The 20,168-nt window shown below is 62.7% G+C and carries 19 protein-coding genes; 18 read left to right on the plus strand and 1 reads right to left on the minus strand.

Annotated elements, in window-relative coordinates:
- Positions 1–252: 252 nt before the first annotated feature.
- The 12 genes from P3T25_RS02855 to P3T25_RS02910 all read left to right on the plus strand — a co-directional run bounded on the left by P3T25_RS02855 (position 253) and on the right by P3T25_RS02910 (position 12,660).
- Positions 253–1,581 (plus strand): extracellular solute-binding protein, encoded by a 1,329-nt coding sequence (locus P3T25_RS02855; protein WP_429357407.1) that lies wholly within the window; start codon positions 253–255, stop codon positions 1,579–1,581.
- A 7-nt stretch (positions 1,582–1,588) separates the two neighbouring features.
- Positions 1,589–2,506: a carbohydrate ABC transporter permease gene (locus tag P3T25_RS02860; protein WP_429357408.1), complete on the plus strand. Its 918-nt coding sequence runs from the start codon at positions 1,589–1,591 to the stop codon at positions 2,504–2,506.
- 3 nt (positions 2,507–2,509) lie between these two features.
- Entirely contained in the window at positions 2,510–3,397 is an 888-nt protein-coding gene (locus P3T25_RS02865) for a carbohydrate ABC transporter permease (protein WP_429357409.1), read from the plus strand.
- Positions 3,398–3,408: 11 nt separating this feature from the next.
- A complete protein-coding gene (locus P3T25_RS02870; RefSeq protein WP_266257633.1) occupies positions 3,409–4,512 on the plus strand; it encodes an ABC transporter ATP-binding protein in 1,104 nt (367 codons plus the stop codon).
- Positions 4,509–5,384 (plus strand): FAD binding domain-containing protein, encoded by an 876-nt coding sequence (locus P3T25_RS02875; RefSeq protein ID WP_429357410.1) that lies wholly within the window; start codon positions 4,509–4,511, stop codon positions 5,382–5,384. Before P3T25_RS02870 ends, P3T25_RS02875 begins: the two co-directional genes overlap by 4 nt.
- Before the next feature lie 3 nt (positions 5,385–5,387).
- Entirely contained in the window at positions 5,388–5,876 is a 489-nt protein-coding gene (locus P3T25_RS02880) for a (2Fe-2S)-binding protein (RefSeq protein ID WP_429357411.1), read from the plus strand.
- Positions 5,869–8,223, plus strand: a complete 2,355-nt coding sequence (locus tag P3T25_RS02885) for a xanthine dehydrogenase family protein molybdopterin-binding subunit (RefSeq protein WP_429357412.1) — start codon at positions 5,869–5,871, stop codon at positions 8,221–8,223. Before P3T25_RS02880 ends, P3T25_RS02885 begins: the two co-directional genes overlap by 8 nt.
- A 15-nt stretch (positions 8,224–8,238) precedes the next feature.
- The gene (locus tag P3T25_RS02890; protein ID WP_429357413.1) at positions 8,239–9,120 is read left to right on the plus strand and encodes an NAD(P)-dependent oxidoreductase; all 882 of its coding nucleotides are present in this window, start codon (positions 8,239–8,241) and stop codon (positions 9,118–9,120) included.
- A gap of 9 nt (positions 9,121–9,129) precedes the next feature.
- On the plus strand, positions 9,130–9,795 hold the full coding sequence (locus P3T25_RS02895; RefSeq protein WP_429357414.1) for a CoxG family protein: 666 nt from the start codon (positions 9,130–9,132) through the stop codon (positions 9,793–9,795).
- Positions 9,796–9,878: 83 nt separating this feature from the next.
- Entirely contained in the window at positions 9,879–11,018 is a 1,140-nt protein-coding gene (locus P3T25_RS02900) for a porin (RefSeq protein WP_429357415.1), read from the plus strand.
- 91 nt (positions 11,019–11,109) lie between these two features.
- Complete coding sequence (locus tag P3T25_RS02905) at positions 11,110–11,421, plus strand: NIPSNAP family protein (RefSeq protein ID WP_429357416.1); 312 nt, start codon at positions 11,110–11,112, stop codon at positions 11,419–11,421.
- Between the two features lie 81 nt (positions 11,422–11,502).
- Complete coding sequence (locus P3T25_RS02910; RefSeq protein WP_429357417.1) at positions 11,503–12,660, plus strand: M20 aminoacylase family protein; 1,158 nt, start codon at positions 11,503–11,505, stop codon at positions 12,658–12,660.
- A gap of 68 nt (positions 12,661–12,728) precedes the next feature.
- Here P3T25_RS02910 and P3T25_RS02915 read toward each other — a convergent pair whose 3' ends face one another.
- The gene (locus P3T25_RS02915; protein ID WP_429357418.1) at positions 12,729–13,529 is read right to left on the minus strand and encodes a DeoR/GlpR family DNA-binding transcription regulator; all 801 of its coding nucleotides are present in this window, start codon (positions 13,527–13,529) and stop codon (positions 12,729–12,731) included.
- Between the two features lie 339 nt (positions 13,530–13,868).
- Between P3T25_RS02915 and P3T25_RS02920 the strand changes: the two genes are divergently transcribed.
- From P3T25_RS02920 to P3T25_RS02945, 6 genes are all read left to right on the plus strand, one after another.
- A complete protein-coding gene (locus P3T25_RS02920; RefSeq protein WP_154564968.1) occupies positions 13,869–14,864 on the plus strand; it encodes a 2-keto-3-deoxygluconate permease in 996 nt (331 codons plus the stop codon).
- Positions 14,861–16,204 carry a four-carbon acid sugar kinase family protein gene (locus tag P3T25_RS02925; RefSeq protein ID WP_429357419.1) on the plus strand — a complete coding sequence of 448 codons (1,344 nt, stop codon included), beginning with the start codon at positions 14,861–14,863 and terminating at the stop codon, positions 16,202–16,204. The genes P3T25_RS02920 and P3T25_RS02925 overlap by 4 nt, the downstream gene beginning before the upstream one ends.
- Entirely contained in the window at positions 16,201–17,202 is a 1,002-nt protein-coding gene (gene pdxA, locus P3T25_RS02930; RefSeq protein ID WP_266257645.1) for a 4-hydroxythreonine-4-phosphate dehydrogenase PdxA, read from the plus strand. Before P3T25_RS02925 ends, pdxA begins: the two co-directional genes overlap by 4 nt.
- A 79-nt stretch (positions 17,203–17,281) precedes the next feature.
- Entirely contained in the window at positions 17,282–17,890 is a 609-nt protein-coding gene (locus P3T25_RS02935; RefSeq protein ID WP_233468779.1) for a TetR/AcrR family transcriptional regulator, read from the plus strand.
- Between the two features lie 99 nt (positions 17,891–17,989).
- Entirely contained in the window at positions 17,990–19,144 is a 1,155-nt protein-coding gene (gene yqhD / locus P3T25_RS02940; RefSeq protein ID WP_266257647.1) for an alcohol dehydrogenase, read from the plus strand.
- Between the two features lie 41 nt (positions 19,145–19,185).
- The gene (locus tag P3T25_RS02945) at positions 19,186–20,088 is read left to right on the plus strand and encodes an NAD(P)-dependent oxidoreductase (protein ID WP_429357420.1); all 903 of its coding nucleotides are present in this window, start codon (positions 19,186–19,188) and stop codon (positions 20,086–20,088) included.
- Positions 20,089–20,168 lie beyond the last annotated feature (80 nt).

The following is a 20,168-nucleotide window of genomic DNA, read 5'->3' on the forward strand; positions in this document are numbered from 1 at the left end:
AGCACGGGCTGAACGCGCAAACCCGCGCGATTGAGTAGAGAAATTCATCTGATTAAATGGCTGGAAAGGTACGACGAAACGGCCGGCTGTGCTCAGCAGGTCTGCGCCATCGACAGGTAAAAAAATTTTCGGAAAACGTATGTCGTCAGTTGACGATTTATTTTCTCGAAGATATCTTCGCGTCTCAAGAGGTAGCCGAACCAGCGGCTACGCCACGTGAGAACAGCGCCGCGCAGGCGGTCGGAGCGAACCATGAGTAAGGTCAATAGATTCGGGAACGGTCGTCGTCGATTTCTACAGTTGTCGGCGGGCGCCGGGCTCGCTGCTTCCGGTTTGATGGGCGGGATGTCACGGGCCTTCGCTGCCGACAGCGTGAATCTCCATACCTGGTCGGCGGGCGTCGATACGGTGAAGCGCATGCTCGTGCCGTTTCAAAAGGAATCTGGACTAAACGTCAACTACAACAACCTCCCATTCGCACAGTATCGCGAGGCGATGGTGACGAAGTTCGTCGGCCAGGCGCCGATCGACGTGCTGTGGGTGTCCGACGGCTGGCTGCCCGAGTGGGCCGACGCGGGCTGGCTTGCGCCGCTCGACGGCTATCCGCAACTGCTCAAGTACAACGGCGAAGTGCAGGACTTCTGCACCCAATCGATGCGCTACAAGGGTCGTCAGTACGGTCTTACGTACTACACCGACTACATGGCGTTTCTGTACGACGCCGACAAGCTCGCAAAGGCAGGCATCGCGGCGCCTCCTGCAACGTGGGACGAACTGGTCGCGCAATCGCTGAAGATCAAGAATGCGGGTCTCTCGCAATACCCGCTGATGCTGTCGATGGCACGCGAAAGCTGGCTGATCGAGTTCATGTCTTCGCTGGTGTTTTCCAACGGCGGCCGCTTTGTCGACGACAGCGGCAAGGCAGTGATGGACGATCCGAAGCACGGCGCAGTCTCTTCGCTGCAATGGGTCGCCGATGCGGTCAACAAGCACCACATCGTTTCGCCCGCCTGCGTCGAACTGGGAGAATTGAACGGCTTCAAGGCCGTGGCGTCGGGCAATCACGCGTTCGCGCTGTTGCCTCGCTACCGGGTTCAGGCGCTTAACGATCCGCGCCAGTCGCGTGTCGCGGGCCATATCAAACAGGCGCTGATGCCGGCCGGCCCGATTGGTTCGCACGCCACGGTTGCGTGGATGCGGATGCACGCGATGAGCGCCGCCGCCGGCGCCAACAAGACGCGGGCCGCTGAGGCGACGCGCCTGATCGAAGCGTTCGGCGGACGATTCGACGGCCAGTACGCGTTCCAGAAAGCTATGTTCCTGGATACCGGCACGGCATTCGGCGTGAAGCCGCTCTTTAACGACCCGGAAGTCCGCACCGCGTATGAAAAATACGGCGATTTCTCGATGTTTCAGAAGCAGCAGGATCTGGCCCGCAAGAAGGATGTGATCACGCGCTGGTTCGGCGAATGGGACGAGACCAACGGTACGGCATGGCAAGCGGCGATCCTCGGTCAATCGAGTGTAGCCGACGCACTGAAACAGTCCGCGCAGAAGTGGACCGCGTTGAGCAAAGCCTGAGGTCGATATGAGCGTTCAAGCCCTGGGCCGCCGCTGGCTTGCCAGACATTCCGTGGCGCCCTCCGACCAACGTAGCGCAATGCTGCTGCTGACGCCGATGATGCTGGTGCTGCTCGCAGTAGCCGTGTTTCCGGTGCTTTACTCGTTCTGGACGAGCCTGTTCGACATTCATTTGACGCGTATGAACAGCGTGTCGTTCGTCGGGCTGGGCAACTACATCCAGACCTTCCGCGATCCAATGTTCTGGGCTGCGGTCGAGCGCACCGCATGGTTCACCGTCGTGTCGGTCCTCGCGATCATGGTTATCGCGACGCTGATGGCGCTATTGCTGAATCAGGAGTTTCGCGGCCGGCGCATCCTGTCGACCGCCTTGCTGATTCCATGGGCTATTCCGTATGTGGTCGACGGTCTGATGTGGAAGTGGATCTACGACTCAGGGTACGGCGCGCTCAACGGACTGCTGTTGCAGCTTGGCGTGATTGGCCAGTACATGGTGTGGCTGGGCGACACGCACAAGACGCTGGCGCTGATCTGCAACGCATTCGTATGGAAGGAAGTACCGCTCGCGACCATCCTGCTGCTGGTGACGATGAAGTCTATTCCGTCGGACCTGTACGCGGCCGCGCGGGTAGACGGCGCCAACCTGTGGAGTCGGTTCGTGCACGTGACGCTGCCGGCAATGCGTCCCGGCTTCATGCTCGTGATGATTTACGAAGCGATGATGGCCGTGCGCCACTTCGACCTCTTCTTCATTCTGACCGAGGGCGGTCCGGCCGACGCGTCTCACGTGCTCTCCTGGCACATCTACGTCGAGACGTTCCGCAACCTGTCATTCGGTACCGGTGCGGCGGTCGCGTATGTGCTCGCGCTTGCCACGTTTGCGATGTCGTACGCCATCATTCGCCTACTCGGCAAGAGGCTCTAAGCGATGTCATCTTCTCTCTTTGTCAAACGCCTGGCGCTGCTGGCCGGTTCAATCGTGATGTTGCTGTATGTGCTGGCGCCGGTTGCGTGGCTGCTGTCGTCTTCTCTGCAGCGCGAAGCGGATATCACGTCCATTCCGCCACACTGGATTCCCCATCCGCCGACGCTGTCCAGCTTCAAGGCGATCGTCGCGGCGAGCACCGGCACAGCGTCGGACGACGGCAACGCCGCGTTCATTCCGTCCACCGCGCAGTACCTGTTGCCGGCGCTGCGCAATAGCCTCGTGGTTGCCGCTGCGGTGGTGTTGCTGAACCTGCTCGTCAGCGTTCCCGCCGCTTATGCGATGGCGAAGATCCGTTATATCGGCCGCGATCTGTCGGTGTATTTCATGCTGGCTACCCGCGTGATTCCCGATATTGCACTCGTCGTGCCGTTCTTTCTGTTCGTGCGCAAGCTCGGCCTGCTCGACAGCGTCGGATCGCTGATCATCACTTATCTCGCGATTACGGTGCCGTTCAGTGTTTTCATGTTGCTCAGCTATTTCGAATCGCTACCGGACGAGCTCGACAAGGCGGCTCGGGTCGACGGCTGCTCGCGGATTCAGGCTTTGCTGAAGGTGTTCTTGCCGCTCGCGGTGCCGTCGCTCGTCGCCGTCATCATGTTCACGTTCCTGACCAGCTGGAACGAGTTCCTGTTCGCCTTGATGTTTACGCAGACCGCCGCGTCGCAGACCGTCCCGATCATCGTCGCGTCGTTCACATCGGATTTCACGACGAGCTTTTCGTTCATCAACGCAGCCGGCGTGGTCGCGATTGTGCCGCCAGTGATCATCGCCGTGGTGTTCGAGCGTTACATCGTGTCTGGTCTGACTGCCGGCGCGGTAAAGGGATAAAGGGAAAGGTCATGGCTCAAATCGAATTTCGGCAAGTGGGAAAGAAGTATGCAAACGGGCATGTCGCATTGGACAACCTGAATCTGCAGATCAAGGACAAGGAGTTTCTCGTTCTGCTCGGACCGTCCGGCTGCGGCAAATCGACGACGCTCAACATGATTGCCGGACTGGAAGAGGTCACTGAGGGCAGCTTGCGGTTCGACGACGTCGAAGTCAATGGCTTGCCGGCGCACCGGCGCGATGTGGCGATGGTGTTTCAAAGCTACGCACTGTATCCGCACAAGAACGTGTACGACAACATCGCATTCGGCCTGCGGATGCGCAAATATCCGCAACAGGAGATCGATGCGCGAGTGCGCGCGGCCGCGCAGTCGCTTGAAATCGAGCATCTGCTGGACCGGCGGCCCGGGCAACTGTCGGGTGGGCAGCGCCAGCGGGTCGCACTCGGCCGCGCAATGGTGCGCCAGCCCGCGGTCTTTCTGATGGACGAACCGCTGTCGAACCTCGATGCGGCGCTGCGCGTGTCGATGCGCGCGAGCATCAAGGCACTGCATCAGTCGATGCAGACGACCTTCGTGTACGTGACGCACGATCAGGCCGAAGCACTGACGCTCGCCGACCGCATCGTCGTGATGCGCCAGGGCATCGTGCAACAGATCGGCTCGCCCGACGACATCTACGAACGGCCAGCCAATAAATTCGTCGCCAATTTCCTCGGCAGCCCGCCGATCAACTTTATCGACGGCGTGCTGATGCAAGGCGACCACGGTTTGCATTTTCGCAGCGGCGATCTTGCGCTCGCCCTCGATGAAGAGACGCAACGCCTGCTCGCAGGATGCAGTGGCCGGGCAGTGTCGGCCGGCATTCGTGCCGAGGACATCGACGAGCATGGCGACTCGACCGATTGTTCGCTGACAGGCGACATCGCCTCGTTGCTGCCGGTTGGCTCCGATCAGTTTATCGGCCTGCAATGTCTGGGGCAGTCGATGTTTTTTCGTGTTGGCAAGGAGCGTTCCTGCAAGGTCGGTGAACGCGTGTCCCTGTCGATCAACCGCCGCCGTCTGCACCTTTTCGATCAGGCGAGCGGCGTGAACCTGAAGGCGCAGAACGCATGAAACCCGCGGTATTCTCGTATCACCGGCCTCACACGCTTGAAGATGCGCTGTCGCTGCTCGCGCTGCACGGCTTCGACGCCAAAGTCATCGCGGGAGGGCAAAGCCTCGCGCCGATGATGAACATGCGCTTTGCGCAGCCGGCGCATCTGATCGACCTCAACGCGTTGCCGCAACTCAGCGGCGTGGCGCTTACGGGTGATTCGCTATCCATTGGCGCGATGACGCGTCATCACGAGGTGGCCACCAACAGCACGGTGCGCGCCGCTTGCCCGCTGCTCGCGGAGGCGGCCGCGACCATTGGGCACTACGCGATCCGTCAGCGCGGCACGCTTGGGGGCAGCCTTGCGCATGCGGATCCTGCTGCGCAAATGCCGCTCATCGCAAGCACACTGGGTGCGCGCATCGAGATTGCCGGACCGGACGGCAGCCGCGAGGTTCCGGCCACAGCGTTCCTGATTGCGGTGATGACGACCGATCTCGCCGCTGAAGAAATCATTCGAGCCGTGCATTTCCCGGTTGCACGCGCGGGCGAGCGGCACGCATTTGAAGTCTTTAGCAGGCGGCACGGCGACTTCGCGATGGCGGCTTGCGCACTCACAGCCGTGCTCGACGGCAACAGATTCTCCAGCCTGCGCATTGGACTCGGCGGCGTGGCGGATTCACCGCTCGTGCTGAACGAACTTGCTGCGGACTTCGTCGGTGCACCAGTCGATGCACCGACGCTGGCTGCAATCGCCGACGCGGTGGCCGGCGCTATCGATCCGTACGATCAACCGGACATCAGCGCCGCTTACCGGCGCGATCTCGTCAAGGCGCTGACGGCGCGCGCGTTGCAACGCGCGACGCAGTCGGCCAGCACGACCTCGAAGTGAGTCATGGAAAAGAAAACGATTTATCTCAATGTGAACGGTACCCGTCACGAAGTGCATTGCGAGCCTCGCAAGCTCCTTTCCGATGCGCTTCGTGAAGACTGCCGTCTGACCGGCACGCACGTCGGCTGCGAGCACGGCGTATGCGGCGCATGCACCGTGCTGATCGACGGCCGTCCGGCGCGCTCGTGCCTCGCGTACGCTGTTCAGATGGACGAAGTGCAGATCACCACGATCGAAGCTGTCGCGCAGGACGGCCGCCTCTCTCCGCTGCAGCAGGCGATGCACGAATGTCATGGCCTGCAGTGCGGCTTTTGCACGCCCGGCATCGTGATGACCTTCGAGGCTTATCTGCGCGAGCACCCAAGCCCATCCGAGGCCGAGGTGCGCGAGGCGCTTTCCGGCAACCTTTGCCGCTGCACCGGGTACCAGAACATCGTGCGGGCGATCCTGCGCGCGGCCGCGCGGATGCGGGGGGAGAGCGTCGATGTCTGAGCAGACGTTTCGCTACCTCAACAAGGCTGTGCCGCGCACCGAAGATTATCGCTTGCTGACGGGCTATGGCCGCTATCTCGACGATATCGAAATCGCGGGCGCCCTGCATGTGAGCTTCGTGCGCTCGCCGCATGCGCATGCGCGGATCGTTTCAGTGGATACCGAGGCGGCTGCCGGCATGCCTGGTGTCGTGACCGTCGTCACCGGACGGGAGTTGGCGCAGTGGACCACGCCGATGCGTGTCGCTGCGCCGGTTGAAGGCTTGTTGCCGGTCGAGTTCGCGACGATGCCGACCGACATCGTGCGCTTTCAGGGCGATCTTGTGGCCTGCGTGGTCGCCACCGACCGGTACCTCGCGGAAGATGCGGCGGAGCAGGTCATGGTCGAGTTCGAGCCGTTGCCTGTGGTGACCGATATGTGGCAGGCGCTCGAAGCCGATGCTGCGCAAGTCGACCCCGGGGTGCCCGGCAACCTGGTGTCGCACCAGACGTACTCGAACGGCGACCCGCATAGCGTGAGCAAGCACGCTTACCGCGTGGTCGAGGCGACCTTTCAGCAGCAGCGGCAGACCCATGTGCCCATTGAAACGCGCGGTTGCGCAGCAGTCTGGGACGCCGGGCGCGACCACCTGACGTTCCACATCGGAACCCAGGTGCCGCATCCTTTGCGCACTCAGCTCGCGCAACGGCTCAGACTCAGCGAGTCGCAGGTGACGGTGATTTCGCCCGACGTCGGCGGTTCGTTCGGCCAGAAAATCGCCTTGTACCGCGAAGAGCTGACCGTCGCTGCACTCGCGCGTCATCTGAAGCGGCCGGTGCGCTGGCGTGAAGACCGTCTCGAGAATCTGACCGCAGCGGCCAATTCGCGCGAAGACTTCTGCCGCACGCGCGCCGCGGTGGATGAGCACGGCACGCTGCTCGCGCTCGATCTGGAGATCCGCGAAGACTTCGGCGCGTATTGCTTCTTTCCGGCGAACTATCTCGCGCGCGTCGTCGCGATGGTGTTGAGCGGACCGTACCGGCTGCAGCACTACGCATTCGACGTGAAGGTCGTGCTGAGTCACAAATGCGGCAATGCACCCATGCGCGCGCCGATGTCCATCACCAGTTGGGTCATGGAAGGCACGATGGAAGCGATTGCGCGCGAACTGAAGCTGGATCCGGTCGACGTGCGCCGCCGCAATCTGTTGACGCCGGAAGAACTGCCGTACCGCACGGCCACCGGCGAATCGCTGGCCGACATCACGCCGTCGCAGACCTTTGAGGCGGTGTTGACAGCCTTCGACTACGACGCGTTTCGCGCGCGCCAGCAGGCGGCGCGGGCGGCCGGCCGCTATCTTGGGCTTGGCCTGTGCAATGTGGTCGAGCCGACGACGTACGGTTCGCGCTTTTATAAATCGGCCGGCATTCCGGGTTCGGGACACGAGGCAAGCTGGATCCGTATCGAGCCGAGTGGTGTCGTGAACGCATCGGTGGGTCTCGGCCCCAGCGGACAGGGCTATGAAAGCGCGATGGCCAATGCGGTGGCCGAAGGCCTGGGTGTGCACCCGTCGAGCGTGCGTATTCATCTGGGCCACACCGATATTGCGCCATACGGGATGGGCAGCCGCGGCGCCCGCAGCGGCACGGCGGGCGGCGGCGCGCTTTATTTGTGCGCGCTCGATGCACGCCGCAAGGTGCTCGGAATTGCCGCCGGCCGTCTCGACCTGGCCGATAGCGACTCGCTGCGCCTTGTCGATGCGCGCGTCGAGCGCCGTAGCGGCGACACGTGGGTCGACGCGGGTCTGACGCTCGCCGACGTGGCGCGGAGTGCCTATATGGATCCTACTTCGCTGCCGCAGGGCCTCACGCCTGGACTCGAGTTTCACCTGACCTACGATCCGCCGCCGATGACCTACTCGAATTCGACGCACGGATGCGAGATCGAGCTGGACGTGGCCACCGGTGCGATCCATTTTGCGCGTTACGTGATCGCCGAAGACTGCGGCACGCTGCTCAATCCCACCGTTGTGACAGGGCAGCAACATGGCGCGGTGGCGATGGGATTGTCCGGTGCGCTGTTCGAGCATACGCGCTACGACGAAACGGGACAGAACGTGACGGGTTCGCTTGCCGACTACCTGATCGCCACGTCGACCGAATTACCCAATTTCGAAATCATCCCATTGCATACGCCTAGCCGCGCGACCGCGGCGGGTATCAAAGGGATGGCCGAAGGCGGCGTGATGGGCGCGCTCGGCGCCCTGACCAACGCCGTGAACGACGCGCTAGCGCCATTCGGCGTGGTCGCCGACCGTCATCCTTTGACTCCCATGCTGTTGCGCGACCTGTTGCGCGACAAACTCTGACCGGATCAAACAATTATGAATCAATCTGCAAGCAAACCCGCTGTCGGCTTTATCGGCCTCGGCATCATGGGCGCCTCGATGGCGGCGCGACTCGCCGCAGCCGGCTATCCGCTGCACGTCTATAACCGTACGCGTGCGAAGGCCGAGCCGCTCATCGAGGCAGGCGCATCCTGGCACGCCACCCCGAAGGCGCTCGCTGAAGCATCGGACGTGGTCATCACGATCGTCGGCATGCCTGACGACGTGCGCGCGCTGTACCTCGGCGACGACGGTCTGATCATGAACGCGCGGCGCGATGCCGTGCTGATCGACATGACGACCTCGAGCCCGCAACTGGCCGAAGAGCTAGCCGCACACGCTGCAACCAGCGGCGTGCACACGCTGGACGCACCGGTTTCTGGCGGCGATGTCGGCGCGCGCGAGGGACGGCTGTCCATCATGGTGGGCGGCGCGGCCGACGTGCTGGCCCGCGTCGAGCCGATGCTGCGCTGTCTCGGCACCAACATCGTGCTGCAAGGCGGACCTGGCGCGGGTCAGCACACCAAGCTGTGCAATCAGATCGTGATCGCATCGACGATGCTAGGCGTGTGCGAAGGCCTGGCCTATGCGCACAGCGCCGGACTGGATGCGCAGACCGTACTGAGCGCGATCGGCGGCGGCGCGGCTGGCGGCTTCCAGTTGAATAACATGGGGCCGCGCATCGCGAAGGGCGATTTCGCGCCCGGCTTCTTTATCGAGCATTTCATCAAGGACATGCGGATTGCGCATGAGGAAGCCGCTCACATGCGACGTGAATTGCCGGGTCTGGATCTGGTGCGCAGCCTTTATCAGAAGCTCGCCGAACAAGGCTTTACGCGCAACGGTACCCAGGCGCTTTTCAAACTCTACGAGCGCTGAGGAGCGGCGATGAAGCTAGCTGATCAATGCATTCTCCCCGCACGACCCGAGACCGTGTGGCGTGCGCTGAACGACCCTGCCGTGCTCGAGGCGTGTCTACCCGGGTGTAAATCGCTCGCCATGCTGGACGAGCGGCATTTCGAATCGACCGTGCAGATTCGCGTGGGTCCGGTGGCGGCGACCTTCAAGAGCAATGTGGAGCTGTCGGATCTCGATCCGCCCAGGGCTTACACGATTGTCGGCACGGGCAACGCGGGCGCAGTTGGTTTTGCGAAAGTCACCGCGCGCGTGCAACTCGAATTGGAGGCCGAGACGACCGTGCTCATGTACGACGCGGATGTCGAAATCGGTGGAAAGCTGATGAGCGTGGGGTCCCGCCTGATTCAGTCCGCAGCGGGCAAGAATCTCGATGCCTTCTTCGGCGCGCTGAAGGCGCACATCGAAAAGGAGGCGGCGCCCGCGTACTCCATGCAAGTCATCGAGCCCGCGACGCACGCACAGCCGGACGATGCGCCACTGACCGGAGGCGTGCAACGTCAGCCGCACGGCGAGACGAAGCCGTCCATCGTCAGGCCAAAACCCGACCCGACAACGGGTCTGCGGGTCTGGCTGGTCGGCGCAGGTTCGGGTCTGCTCGGTTTGTTGGTGGGATTTTTGATTGGGCACGCGGCCTGACGGTCCGCGTTGCGATGGCAACCTTGTTCGTTCTGTAGTTCAGCGTTTGACCAAATTCAATATTTCATTCGACAGGAATTCTCGTGAGTAAAAAAATAGTTGTCCTACTGGCATTGACCTGCCTTGCGGAGGCAGCTCAGGCGCAAAGCAGCGTGACCCTCTACGGCGTCGCCGACGATGGCATTACCTACACCAACAATCAGGGCGGACATGCCAATTACCAGACCTTCAGCGGTGGTATGGGCGGAAGCAAGTTCGGCCTGCTGGGCAGCGAGGATCTAGGCGGCGGCACGAGCGCAATCTTCCAGCTCGAGAGCGGCTATGACGTAAACAGCGGCAAGCTCGGCTATAACGGCCGGCTGTTCGGCCGTCAGTCATATGTGGGCCTATCCGGCAACTACGGCAGCGTGCGCCTTGGGCGGCAGTATGACTTCATGGTGACCAATCTGCAGCCGCTGACTTCTTCGCTGGCGTTCGGCGGCTCGCTGTCGTCGCATGCGGGCGACGTGGACGGGATCTGGGGCACGTATCCCGTCAGCAACACGCTGAAGTACGTGAGCCCGACGTATCACGGCATCACGGCGGGCGCACTCTATAGCTTTGGTGGCGTGGCGGGTTCGGTCGGCGACTCGCGGCAGTACGGCTTCGGCCTGAGCTATGCGAACGGTCCGCTGAAGCTGGCGGCCGCCTATCTCTATGTGAACAACCCGGCAGTGACGCGATTCGACGGCACCACGGGTGCGACAGCCGGCCAGGCGTTTACGAATCCTGTAACGAACCCGATTTATAGCGGCTACGCGACCGCGCACAGCATGCAGACGCTCGGAGTAGGCGGCAACTATCAGTTCGGCGCCACGAAGCTGGGCGCGCTTTACACCAACACGCGCTTCAGCAACGCAGTAGCGACCACCAGTACCTCGTACCAGGGTTCCGCGACACTCGACTCGTACGAAGCGTTCGTCAGTCATAGCCTTACACCTGCTGTCATGGCGGGTCTGACCTACGACTACACGTCGTCACCGCATGCGCACTACAACCAGGTGGCGGCGGGTTCCGAGTATTCATTTTCCAAACGTACTTTCACTTACCTGATCGTTGCGTGGCAACGCGCCAGCGGCGTCGATTCGACGGGACACGCTGCGGTAGCCGATCTGACTTATCTGTCACCCTCGTCGACGCAGAATCAGGTCGCGGTGCGCGTGGGTATCCGACACAGCTTCTAACTTGCAGTGGAGTGCAGCTCTGCCGGGCGGTGTGACAGTGTGCTCGGCGGTCGTTGTTTTGTGAGCGTTTGAATTGCAACAGGAGGCAATCATGTTGGTGGAAATGCGTACGTACCAGATTACGGCAGGAAAGGTGGGTGAGTTTCTGCAAATCTACGAACGCGAGGGGCTCGCGATCATCAGTCAGTACGCACAACTCAAGGGCTGCTGGACTAAAGACTCGGGCACGTTGAATTCGGTCGTGTTCTGCTGGCGCTATGACGACTACGCACATCGCGCCGCGCAGCGCGCGAAGCTCGCGGCGGATCCGCGTTGGCAAGCTTTCACGCCCCGCATCCTGCCATACCTGGTGCATCAGGAGTCGGTGTTCCTTGCGCCAGTGCCGTTTTGCCCGGCTGACTGAAGCAGCGGAAGTAGTGAAGTTCTCTGATCACCGGGCGTGCAATGGTACTCGCTGCGCCGCGGTCTGTTTGTGAGGTAATCAATGATTGAAGCTGATTTGGTCGACAAGATGGTGACGTGGCGTCGTGCACTGCATGCGCATCCCGAGACCGCGTTCGAAGAAGTCTCGACGGCACGGCTGGTGGCATCGGCGCTGCGCGACTACGGTTTTGAAGTGACCGAGGGCGTCGGCAAAACCGGTGTGGTCGGCACGCTGCGGAGGGGGAGCGGTCCTGCGCTCGGATTGCGTGCGGATATGGATGCGCTGCCGATGGTGGAGTACAACGAATTCGAGCACCGTTCGCAACAGCGCGGGAAAATGCACGCGTGCGGTCACGACGGCCACACCGCGATGTTGCTGGGCGCCGCCGCTTCGTTAAGCCGCGATACCGGTTGGCACGGTACGGTGCACCTGATCTTCCAGCCCGCCGAAGAGGTGGCGGGCGGCGGACGCGTCATGGTCGAAGATGGACTCTTCGAGCGTTTTCCGTGTGACGCGGTATTCGGTCTGCACAACTGGCCTGGCTTGCCGCTCGGCCATTTCGCGATCAACCGCGGCGCGATGATGGCCTCGTTCGATACCTTCGAGATTCTGGTGGACGGCAAAGGCTCGCACGCCGCAATGCCGGAAGAGGGGATCGATGCGCTGGTTTGCGCGAGCCATGTCGTAATCGCGCTGCAGACTATCGTGAGCCGGCGCATCTCGCCGAAAGAAGCATGCGTCGTTAGCGTCACGCAGATCCATGGCGGCGAGGCCTGGAATGTGTTGCCCGATCGCGCTGTGATTCGCGGCACCGTACGCTGCTTCGATGCCAATGTGCAGGAGCGCGTACGGAGCCTGCTGGATGAAATCGGCACGCTGACCGCGCAGGCGCATGGCGCGAAAGCGACGCTGTCTTACCACTACGGCTATCCGGCAACGATCAATGCGCCGGCCGAAGCCGACGTCGCGCTCGATGCGGCGCGCGCAACGGTCGGCGCGGCGAAGGTGACGTTGGGCTGCAGGCCGTCGATGGCCTCGGAAGACTTCGCGTTCATGGCGCAGGCGAGGCCGGGTGCGTATGTCTGGATGGGCGTCGACGGGCCCAAGCCTGGCGCTCCGCTTCACAACCCGCACTACGACTTCAACGACGACGCATTGGCTACCGGTGCGTCGTATTGGGTGAACGTCGTGAAGGCGTTTGGCGTTGCGCGTGTTTGAAGCCTCGCGGCTGTCCTGTGCGACTGCGTGGTCTGTAAGGACCGCGCGGCGCCGCCCCCCTTAAGACACTATGCCTTCCCGTGAGGCAGAGGCTGGCGCGCCTGCTGCGACGCGGTTTCGATCGTTACTTCGCCGCGCAGCAGGAACGTTGCCAATTCCGGCGCGCCCGGTTGAGCATCGGTCACCAGGGTCCAGTCTCGCTCGAGTGGTGTCCAGTGCTGCTGGCTCGCGCGATCCAGTTTGTGCGACGTCACCAGCACGAAGATGTTGGCCGCCTGCCTGATGATGCATTCCTTCAGATAGGCCTGCTCGGCGGTCGCCTCACAGAGCCCACGGCCGGCGACTACGCCGTCCGCGCCCAGAAAGGCTTTGTCGACGGACAGGCGGTTCAACGCGATCTGCGCGAGCGGCCCGAGTGTGCTCATGCTCGAGGGCCGTAGGTCGCCGCCGATCAGTGTGACCGGCACGTCACTCGATGCAAGCAGGCCGATTGCCAGCAGGTTGTTGGTGACCACGCGAATGTCGCGGCGGCCGGCCAGCAGCCGGGCCAGTGCGGCGGTGGTGGTGCCGCCGTCGAGAAAGATGGTGTCGCCGTCCTGAACGTGGCTCACCGCCGCCTGCGCGATCGCATCCTTTTGCTCGCGGAAGCTTTCGCGCCGCAGATCGAGCGACTCCTCGGGTTCGTGAATCCCGACCGAGGCGGCCGCGCCCCCGTACGTGCGCACGATGAGCCGTTCGTCGGCGAGCGCACGCAGGTCGCGACGCACGGTTGCTTCGGACATGCCGAAATGCTCGCACAGGGCGCCTACGTCGTTCATGCCGGACAGGACGGCCTTCAGCATCGCCTCGCGGCGGTTTGTAACTTTCATGGTGATAGAGGGTAAGGGGTCGTCCGAATGGTGCGCGCAATAGAAAGGAAAGGCGTCAACGGGCGTAAGTGTAATCAAACCAGTTGCCGGGGCAACGCCGCGGACGGGGCGCGCTGCAACCGCGGCGTCGTCACGGTATGCAAGTGTTTTAGCCTATTTTGATCGATTCGATCAAATTCGACGCGTGTCCCGCCTGGAACGGTTCGTTGTAGCAAATTTATTAACCCCACGACTTGCCGGTGATCGGATTGCGCACAGTCGGTTCGTCACGTACACTCTGAATGACCGAATCAGTCAATCAATATGATTGTATCGATCATTTTCAAACAGGAGACAATGATGGCCCAACTTCCTATCAAGCGCGCGATCGAACGCGTTCCGGGCGGGATGATGATCGTCCCGCTGCTGTTCGGCGCAATGATCGCCACCTTCTTGCCGGACATGCCGAAGTTCTTCGGCTCGTTCACGAACGCGCTGTTTACCGGCGCGTTGCCGATTCTCGCCGTGTTCTATGTGTGCATGGGCTCGTCGATCGATGTAAAGGCGACGCCCTATCTGCTGAAAAAGGGCGGGGCGCTGTTCGCGGCGAAGGTTGGGTCGGCGATTCTGGTGGGTGTCGTGTTGGGCCACTTTTTGGGCGAGCAGCCGGTTTCGTCCGGACTGTTCGCGGGAATGTCGACGCTGGCGGTGGTCGCCGCGATGAACGACACGAACGGTGGCCTGTACATGGCGTTGATGGGTCAATATGGCAAGTCTGAAGACGTCGGCGCTTACACGATCATGTCGCTCGAATCCGGCCCGTTCCTTACGATGGTCACGCTCGGCGTGGCCGGGCTGTCGGCGTTTCCGTGGCAGACGCTGGTCGGCAGCATCCTGCCGCTCGCGGCCGGCATGCTGCTCGGCAATCTGGACCGTGAGATGCGCAGCTTTCTCGGCCGCGCTGTGCCTGTGATGATTCCGTTTTTCGCCTTGGCGCTGGGCGCGAGCCTCGACCTGCACAAAGTATGGCAGGCCGGCTTGCTCGGCATGGGCCTCGGCGTCGCGGTGGTGATCGTGACGGGCATTCCCCTCTATCTGACCGATCGCCTGACCGGCGGCACGGGTGTCGCAGGCGTGGCGGCAGCCAACACGGCAGGCAACGGAGCGGCTGTGCCGGCGCTGATCGCGGCGGCCAACCCGGTCTATGCAGAGGCCGCGAAAAGCGCGACCTTGCTGGTCGCCTCATGCGTCGTCGTGACTGCGATCGTGTCGCCGATCCTCACTGCGGCCGTCGCAAAGCGGGCCGGCAAGCGTGCCGACGCCAGCCGCGCTGCTGCATTGGGGGCGACCCGGTGAGCAACACCAGCATTCTGATCATCGCCGACGACCTGTCCGGGGCCGCCGACTGCGCGATTGCGTTTGCGGGCGCGGGGCGCAGTACGGCAGTCACGCTGAATGCGTCGCGCGCGATGGGCGCGGTGGAGGTGATCGCGGTGGACACCGACTCGCGCCGCATGTCCCCGGCCGAAGCAGCTCACTGCACCCGCGCCGCGTGGCTGGTGCAGCGCGCGCCGGGGCGACGTCTGTACAAGAAAATCGATTCGACCTTGCGCGGCAACTGGGCCACGGAAGTGGCCGCGTTGCAGCCGCTCGCGGGCCTTGCCATTGTCGCCACGGCCTTTCCTGCAACCGGGCGCACGGTGCGTGAGGGCCGCGTATTCGTGCGCGGCGTGCCGCTCGAAAACACGGAAACGTGGAAGCTCGAACACGCCGCGCGTTCCGCAGACCTCAACGCCATGGTCGAGGCGGTCGGCTTGCGCACCGCACCGTTGGGTGTCGACGCGCTGCGTGGCGATCCCGCAGCGTTGCGCGATGCCATTTCCGTGGTGGCGAGCAGCGGTGCACAGGCGCTCATCGTCGATGCGGAAACGGATGCGGATTTGAGGGCCCTCGCGCAGGCGACGGCGTCGATGGGCAAAGCTCTGTTCTGGGTGGGCTCAGGCGGTTTGGCTCGCGAACTGGCGTCGCTGAGCGATCTGTTCGATGTTGCCACGGAAGCAGCACAAGACGCGCCGCCGAAGTCGGAGCAGCAGAGAGGCGCGATCCTGATTCTGGTGGGCAGCCTGTCGGCCGTCTCGGAACAGCAATGCGCGATGCTGCGCGAGCGTGCGGGCGTTGGCGAGCTGATCGTGCCGCCGGTCGTGCTGCGTGCGGGCGAGCTTCATCTGGAGTGGGCGGCCTGGCAAGCGCGCGTCGGCGCACATCTGAGCGAGCACACCGACTTGCTGGTGCGAATTGGTCGCGACGATCTGTTCGATCCCGCCGAGGGCGCCCAATTGTCGGCAGCGCTCGCTTCGCTCGTCGCACCGTTTTTCACGCATCTGAGCGGCTTGATCGCGACTGGCGGCGAAACCGCGCGCGCGATGCTCGGTACAGCCGGTATCGACAGCCTGCAATTGCTTTCGGAAATCGAGCCGGGCGTGGCGGTGGGACGCCCGCACGGCAACCCGCGCCTCACCGTCGTCACCAAAGCCGGCGCCTTTGGCAGCGAGCACGCGCTGTATGGCGCCTACCTTCATCTGCGGGGCACACCGGAGTTCGCCGATAGCGAGTCCGGATCGGCGCACCCGGGCGGCACAACGACATCTTCACCGGCTCGCGAAACGAACCAACGTCATTCAGGCAAAACATCATGAGCAACTATCTTCCAGTCATCGGCATCACGATGGGCGACGCAACGGGCGTGGGTCCGGAAATCGTCGTCAAGAGCTTGACGCACGAGTCCGTTTACCGGCAGTGCCGCCCGCTTGTCATCGGCGATGCGGCGCGCCTTGAGCAGGCCAGCCGGATTGTCGGCGGCAGCACGAAAGTGCGCCGCATCGCGAAGCCGGCGGATGCGCAATATGAACGCGGCACCATCGACTGCATCGACCTCGCGCTGATTCCCGCCGACTTGCCTTTCGGCGCGTTGTCGGCGCTCGCAGGCGACGCCGCGTATCAGTACGTCGCGCGCGCCGTCGAACTCGCGAAAGCCGACGAGATCGATGCGATCTGCACGGCGCCGCTGAACAAGGAAGCGTTGCACGCTGGCGGTCACAAGTACCCCGGCCACACCGAAATGCTCGCGCACCTCACGGGCATCGAGGAAGTGTCGATGATGCTGGTCGCACCGAAACTGCGCGTGATTCACGTGACGACCCACATCGGCATTATCGATGCGATCCGCAAGATCGAACCGGGCCTCGTGCAGCGCACGATCGAGCGAGGTCATGCGACGCTGGTGAAGGCGGGCATCGCCAATCCGCGCATCGCCGTGTGCGGCATCAACCCGCATGCCGGCGAAAACGGCCTGTTCGGTTATGGCGAGGAAGAGGAAAAGATCGTTCCAGCCGTGCAGGTCTTGCGTGAACGCGGCTGGGACATCGAGGGCCCGCTCCCTGCCGACACGCTGTTCTTCCGTGCGGGACGTGGCGACTTCGATCTGGTGGTGGCGATGTACCACGATCAGGGCCACGGTCCGGTCAAGGTGCTCGGCCTCGAAGCCGGCGTCAACGTGACGGTCGGCCTCGATGTGATCCGTACCTCGGTCGATCACGGCACGGCGTTCGATATCGCAGGCAAAGGCATCGCTGACGAACGCAGCCTGCTCGAAGCACTGCGTCAAGGTGCCGAACTCGCGACACGCCGCGCCTGACGCGGCTTGAAATCGATGTATGTGCACGGTGCCGCCCGCTCGCGCGGAGCGGCATTGTGCCGTTAGGGTTGAAGTTGTAATGCTTATGTACACACGACGCACTGAAGACTTTCGCGAAAGACTACTCGAAGCGGGTGTCGCGCTGTTCGCCGAATTGGGTTATCACGGCACCGGCGTAAAAGACATCGTCGAGCGTGCCGGCGTGCCGAAGGGCTCGTTCTACAACTACTTCGAGAGCAAAGAGGCATTCGGTGCAGCGATCCTGCACCACTACGCGCAGGAGCAGGCCGCTGAATGGAAGCAGTATTCGCTCGAAGCGGCGTCACCTGATCCGCTGCTCGCGCTTCGCGGCATCTACACGCGCATCGTTGGCGACTACGAAGACTGTGACGACCGCTACGGTTGTCTGGTCGGCAACTTTGCGGGCGAGATCGCGCAGTCGAGCGATCTGTGCCGGGTCGCTGCGCGCAGGACGGTCAACGAATGGCGTGTCGGCTGTGCCGATTATCTGCGGCACGGCCAGGAATACGGCTCCGTGCGGCGCGATCTTTCGGCTGATGCAATGGCCGACCTTTTCTGGAACGCGTGGGAAGGCAGCCTGTTGCGCATGAAGCTGGATGACTCGGTCGAGCCGCTGAAGGCTTGCGTGCATTCAATGTTCGATCTGTTTTTCAAATCCCCGCAGTAACGGTCGTAGCTGGCTTGAGCGGCGACGGGTTTCGATTCGGGCAGCCGTTTATACCGTTTTGAGACGACCGGTCATTTCAATGTAAGGAAGAGAGATTCAATGCAGAACTTTACGTTTCACAACCCCACTCGAATCATTTTCGGCGAAGGCCAGATTGCCACACTCGATGCGCAGATCCCCGCTAACGCGCGGGTGCTGATTACGTGCGGCGGCGGCAGCATCAAGAGCAACGGTGTACTGGCGCAAGTGCAGGCGGCGCTCGGTGACCGCGCGTGGCACGTGTTCGGTGGCATCGAACCGAACCCCACTTACGAAACGCTGATGGAAGCGGTTGCGCTCGCCCGCGAGAAGAACATCGATTTTCTTCTGGCGGTGGGCGGCGGCTCGGTGATCGACGGCACCAAGTTCATTGCTGCCGCTGTGAAGTTCCACGGCGAGCCGTGGGACATTCTGGCGAAGCAGGCCGAGATACGCGACGCGATGCCCTTCGGCAGCGTGCTGACGCTGCCCGCCACCGGTTCGGAGATGAACAACGGCGGCGTTATCAGCCACCGCGCGAAAGGCGACAAGCTGCCGTTCCGTAGCGAGGCGACCTATCCGGTCTTCTCGGTGCTAGACCCGACCACGACCTACTCGTTGCCGCCGCGGCAGATTGCCAACGGTGTCGTCGACGCGTTCGTTCATATCGTCGAGCAGTACCTGACCTATCCGGTGGACGCCAGGGTACAGGACCGCTTCGCCGAAGGCCTGCTGATCACGCTGACTGAAGTCGGCCCGCAGGCGCTTGCCGAGCCGCACAACTATGCGGTGCGAGCCAACCTGATGTGGACGGCAACGCTTGCGCTGAACGGCCTGATCGGCGCCGGCGTGCCGCAGGACTGGGCGACCCACATGCTCGGTCACGAGATCACGGCGCTGCACGGACTCGATCACGCACAGACACTCGCCATCGTGCTGCCGGCCATGCTGAGCGTGCGCCGCGAGTCGAAGCGCGCGAAGTTGCTCCAGTACGCCGAACGCGTCTGGAACATCACCGAGGGCAGCGAGGACGAGCGTATCAGTGCGGCGATCACGGCGACCCGCGTGTTCTTCGAGCGCATGACGGTGGGAACCCGCTTGCGCGATTACCAGATTGGCGGCCGGTCAATCGGCACGCTGATCGCGAAGCTCGAAGAGCACGGGATGACGGCATTGGGCGAACACGGCGACGTGACGCTCGAGGTGAGCCGTCAGGTCTATCAATTTGCAGTCTGAACAGGCCCGCATCCGCGCGGCTGATCATTTGGAATGTCACTATGAAAATTGGATTTGTAGGACTTGGCTCGATGGGCGCCGCGATTGCGAAGAACCTGATCGATGCCAGGCACGACGTGCAGGTTTTCAACCGTAGTCCGGCCCGCGCCGAACCATTGCGCGAAGCGGGGGCGAGCGTCGCGTCGAGTCCCGCGCAGGCGGCGCAGGGGGCCGACGTGGTGTTCACGATGGTGGCCGACGATGCCGCGCACGCAGCGGTCACGTTCGGCGAGGCGGGCATCGCCACCACGCTGAGGCCGGGTGCGCTGCACATCTCGATGAGCACGATCAGTGTCGCCACCGCGCAGGACCACGCAGCGAAGTACCGTGAAGCGGGTCTTGCCTTCGTGTCCGCACCGGTATTCGGCCGGCCAGATGCCGCGGCGGCGCGCAAGCTGTTCATCATGGCGGCAGGCGCGGACGAGCACCTCAAGGTTGCCGTGCCGCTTCTCGAAACGCTTGGGCAGTCGGTGGGCATTGTCGGCGAAGATCCTTCGCAGGCCAACCTGGTGAAGCTGATCGGCAATTTCATGCTGTCCGTGATCATCGAAACGCTGGGCGAAGCCTGTGCCGTAGCGGGCAAGGCCGGCATCGATCCGATGCGTCTGGTCGAGCTGTTGACGAGCGCAAACTTCAATGCGCCGCCATACAAGATCTACGGTTCGCTGATTGCATCGCAGCAATTCCAGCCGCCTGGCTTCTCGTTGCCGCTTGGCCAGAAGGACAACCGCCTGATGCTGGCAGCCGCTGAGGCACTTGGCGTTCCGCTGCCGCTGGCAAGTCTCGTCCACGACCGGTTCCTGACGTTGCGCTCGCAAGGGCTCGGCGCCGAGCATGACTGGTCGGCGGTGGCGCTCTGCGCGTTGTCCGATGCCGGCTTGAGCAAGGCGCTTCACGGCGGCTGAGCGCAATGGGGACGATGCCGCTCGCGGTGAGCGGCATTCGACGTTTCGAACAGCGCGCGACTGGTTACCGACTCGACTCG

The sequence above is a fragment of the Paraburkholderia sp. GAS32 genome (genome assembly GCF_050434225.1).
GTDB lineage: Bacteria > Pseudomonadota > Gammaproteobacteria > Burkholderiales > Burkholderiaceae > Paraburkholderia > Paraburkholderia madseniana.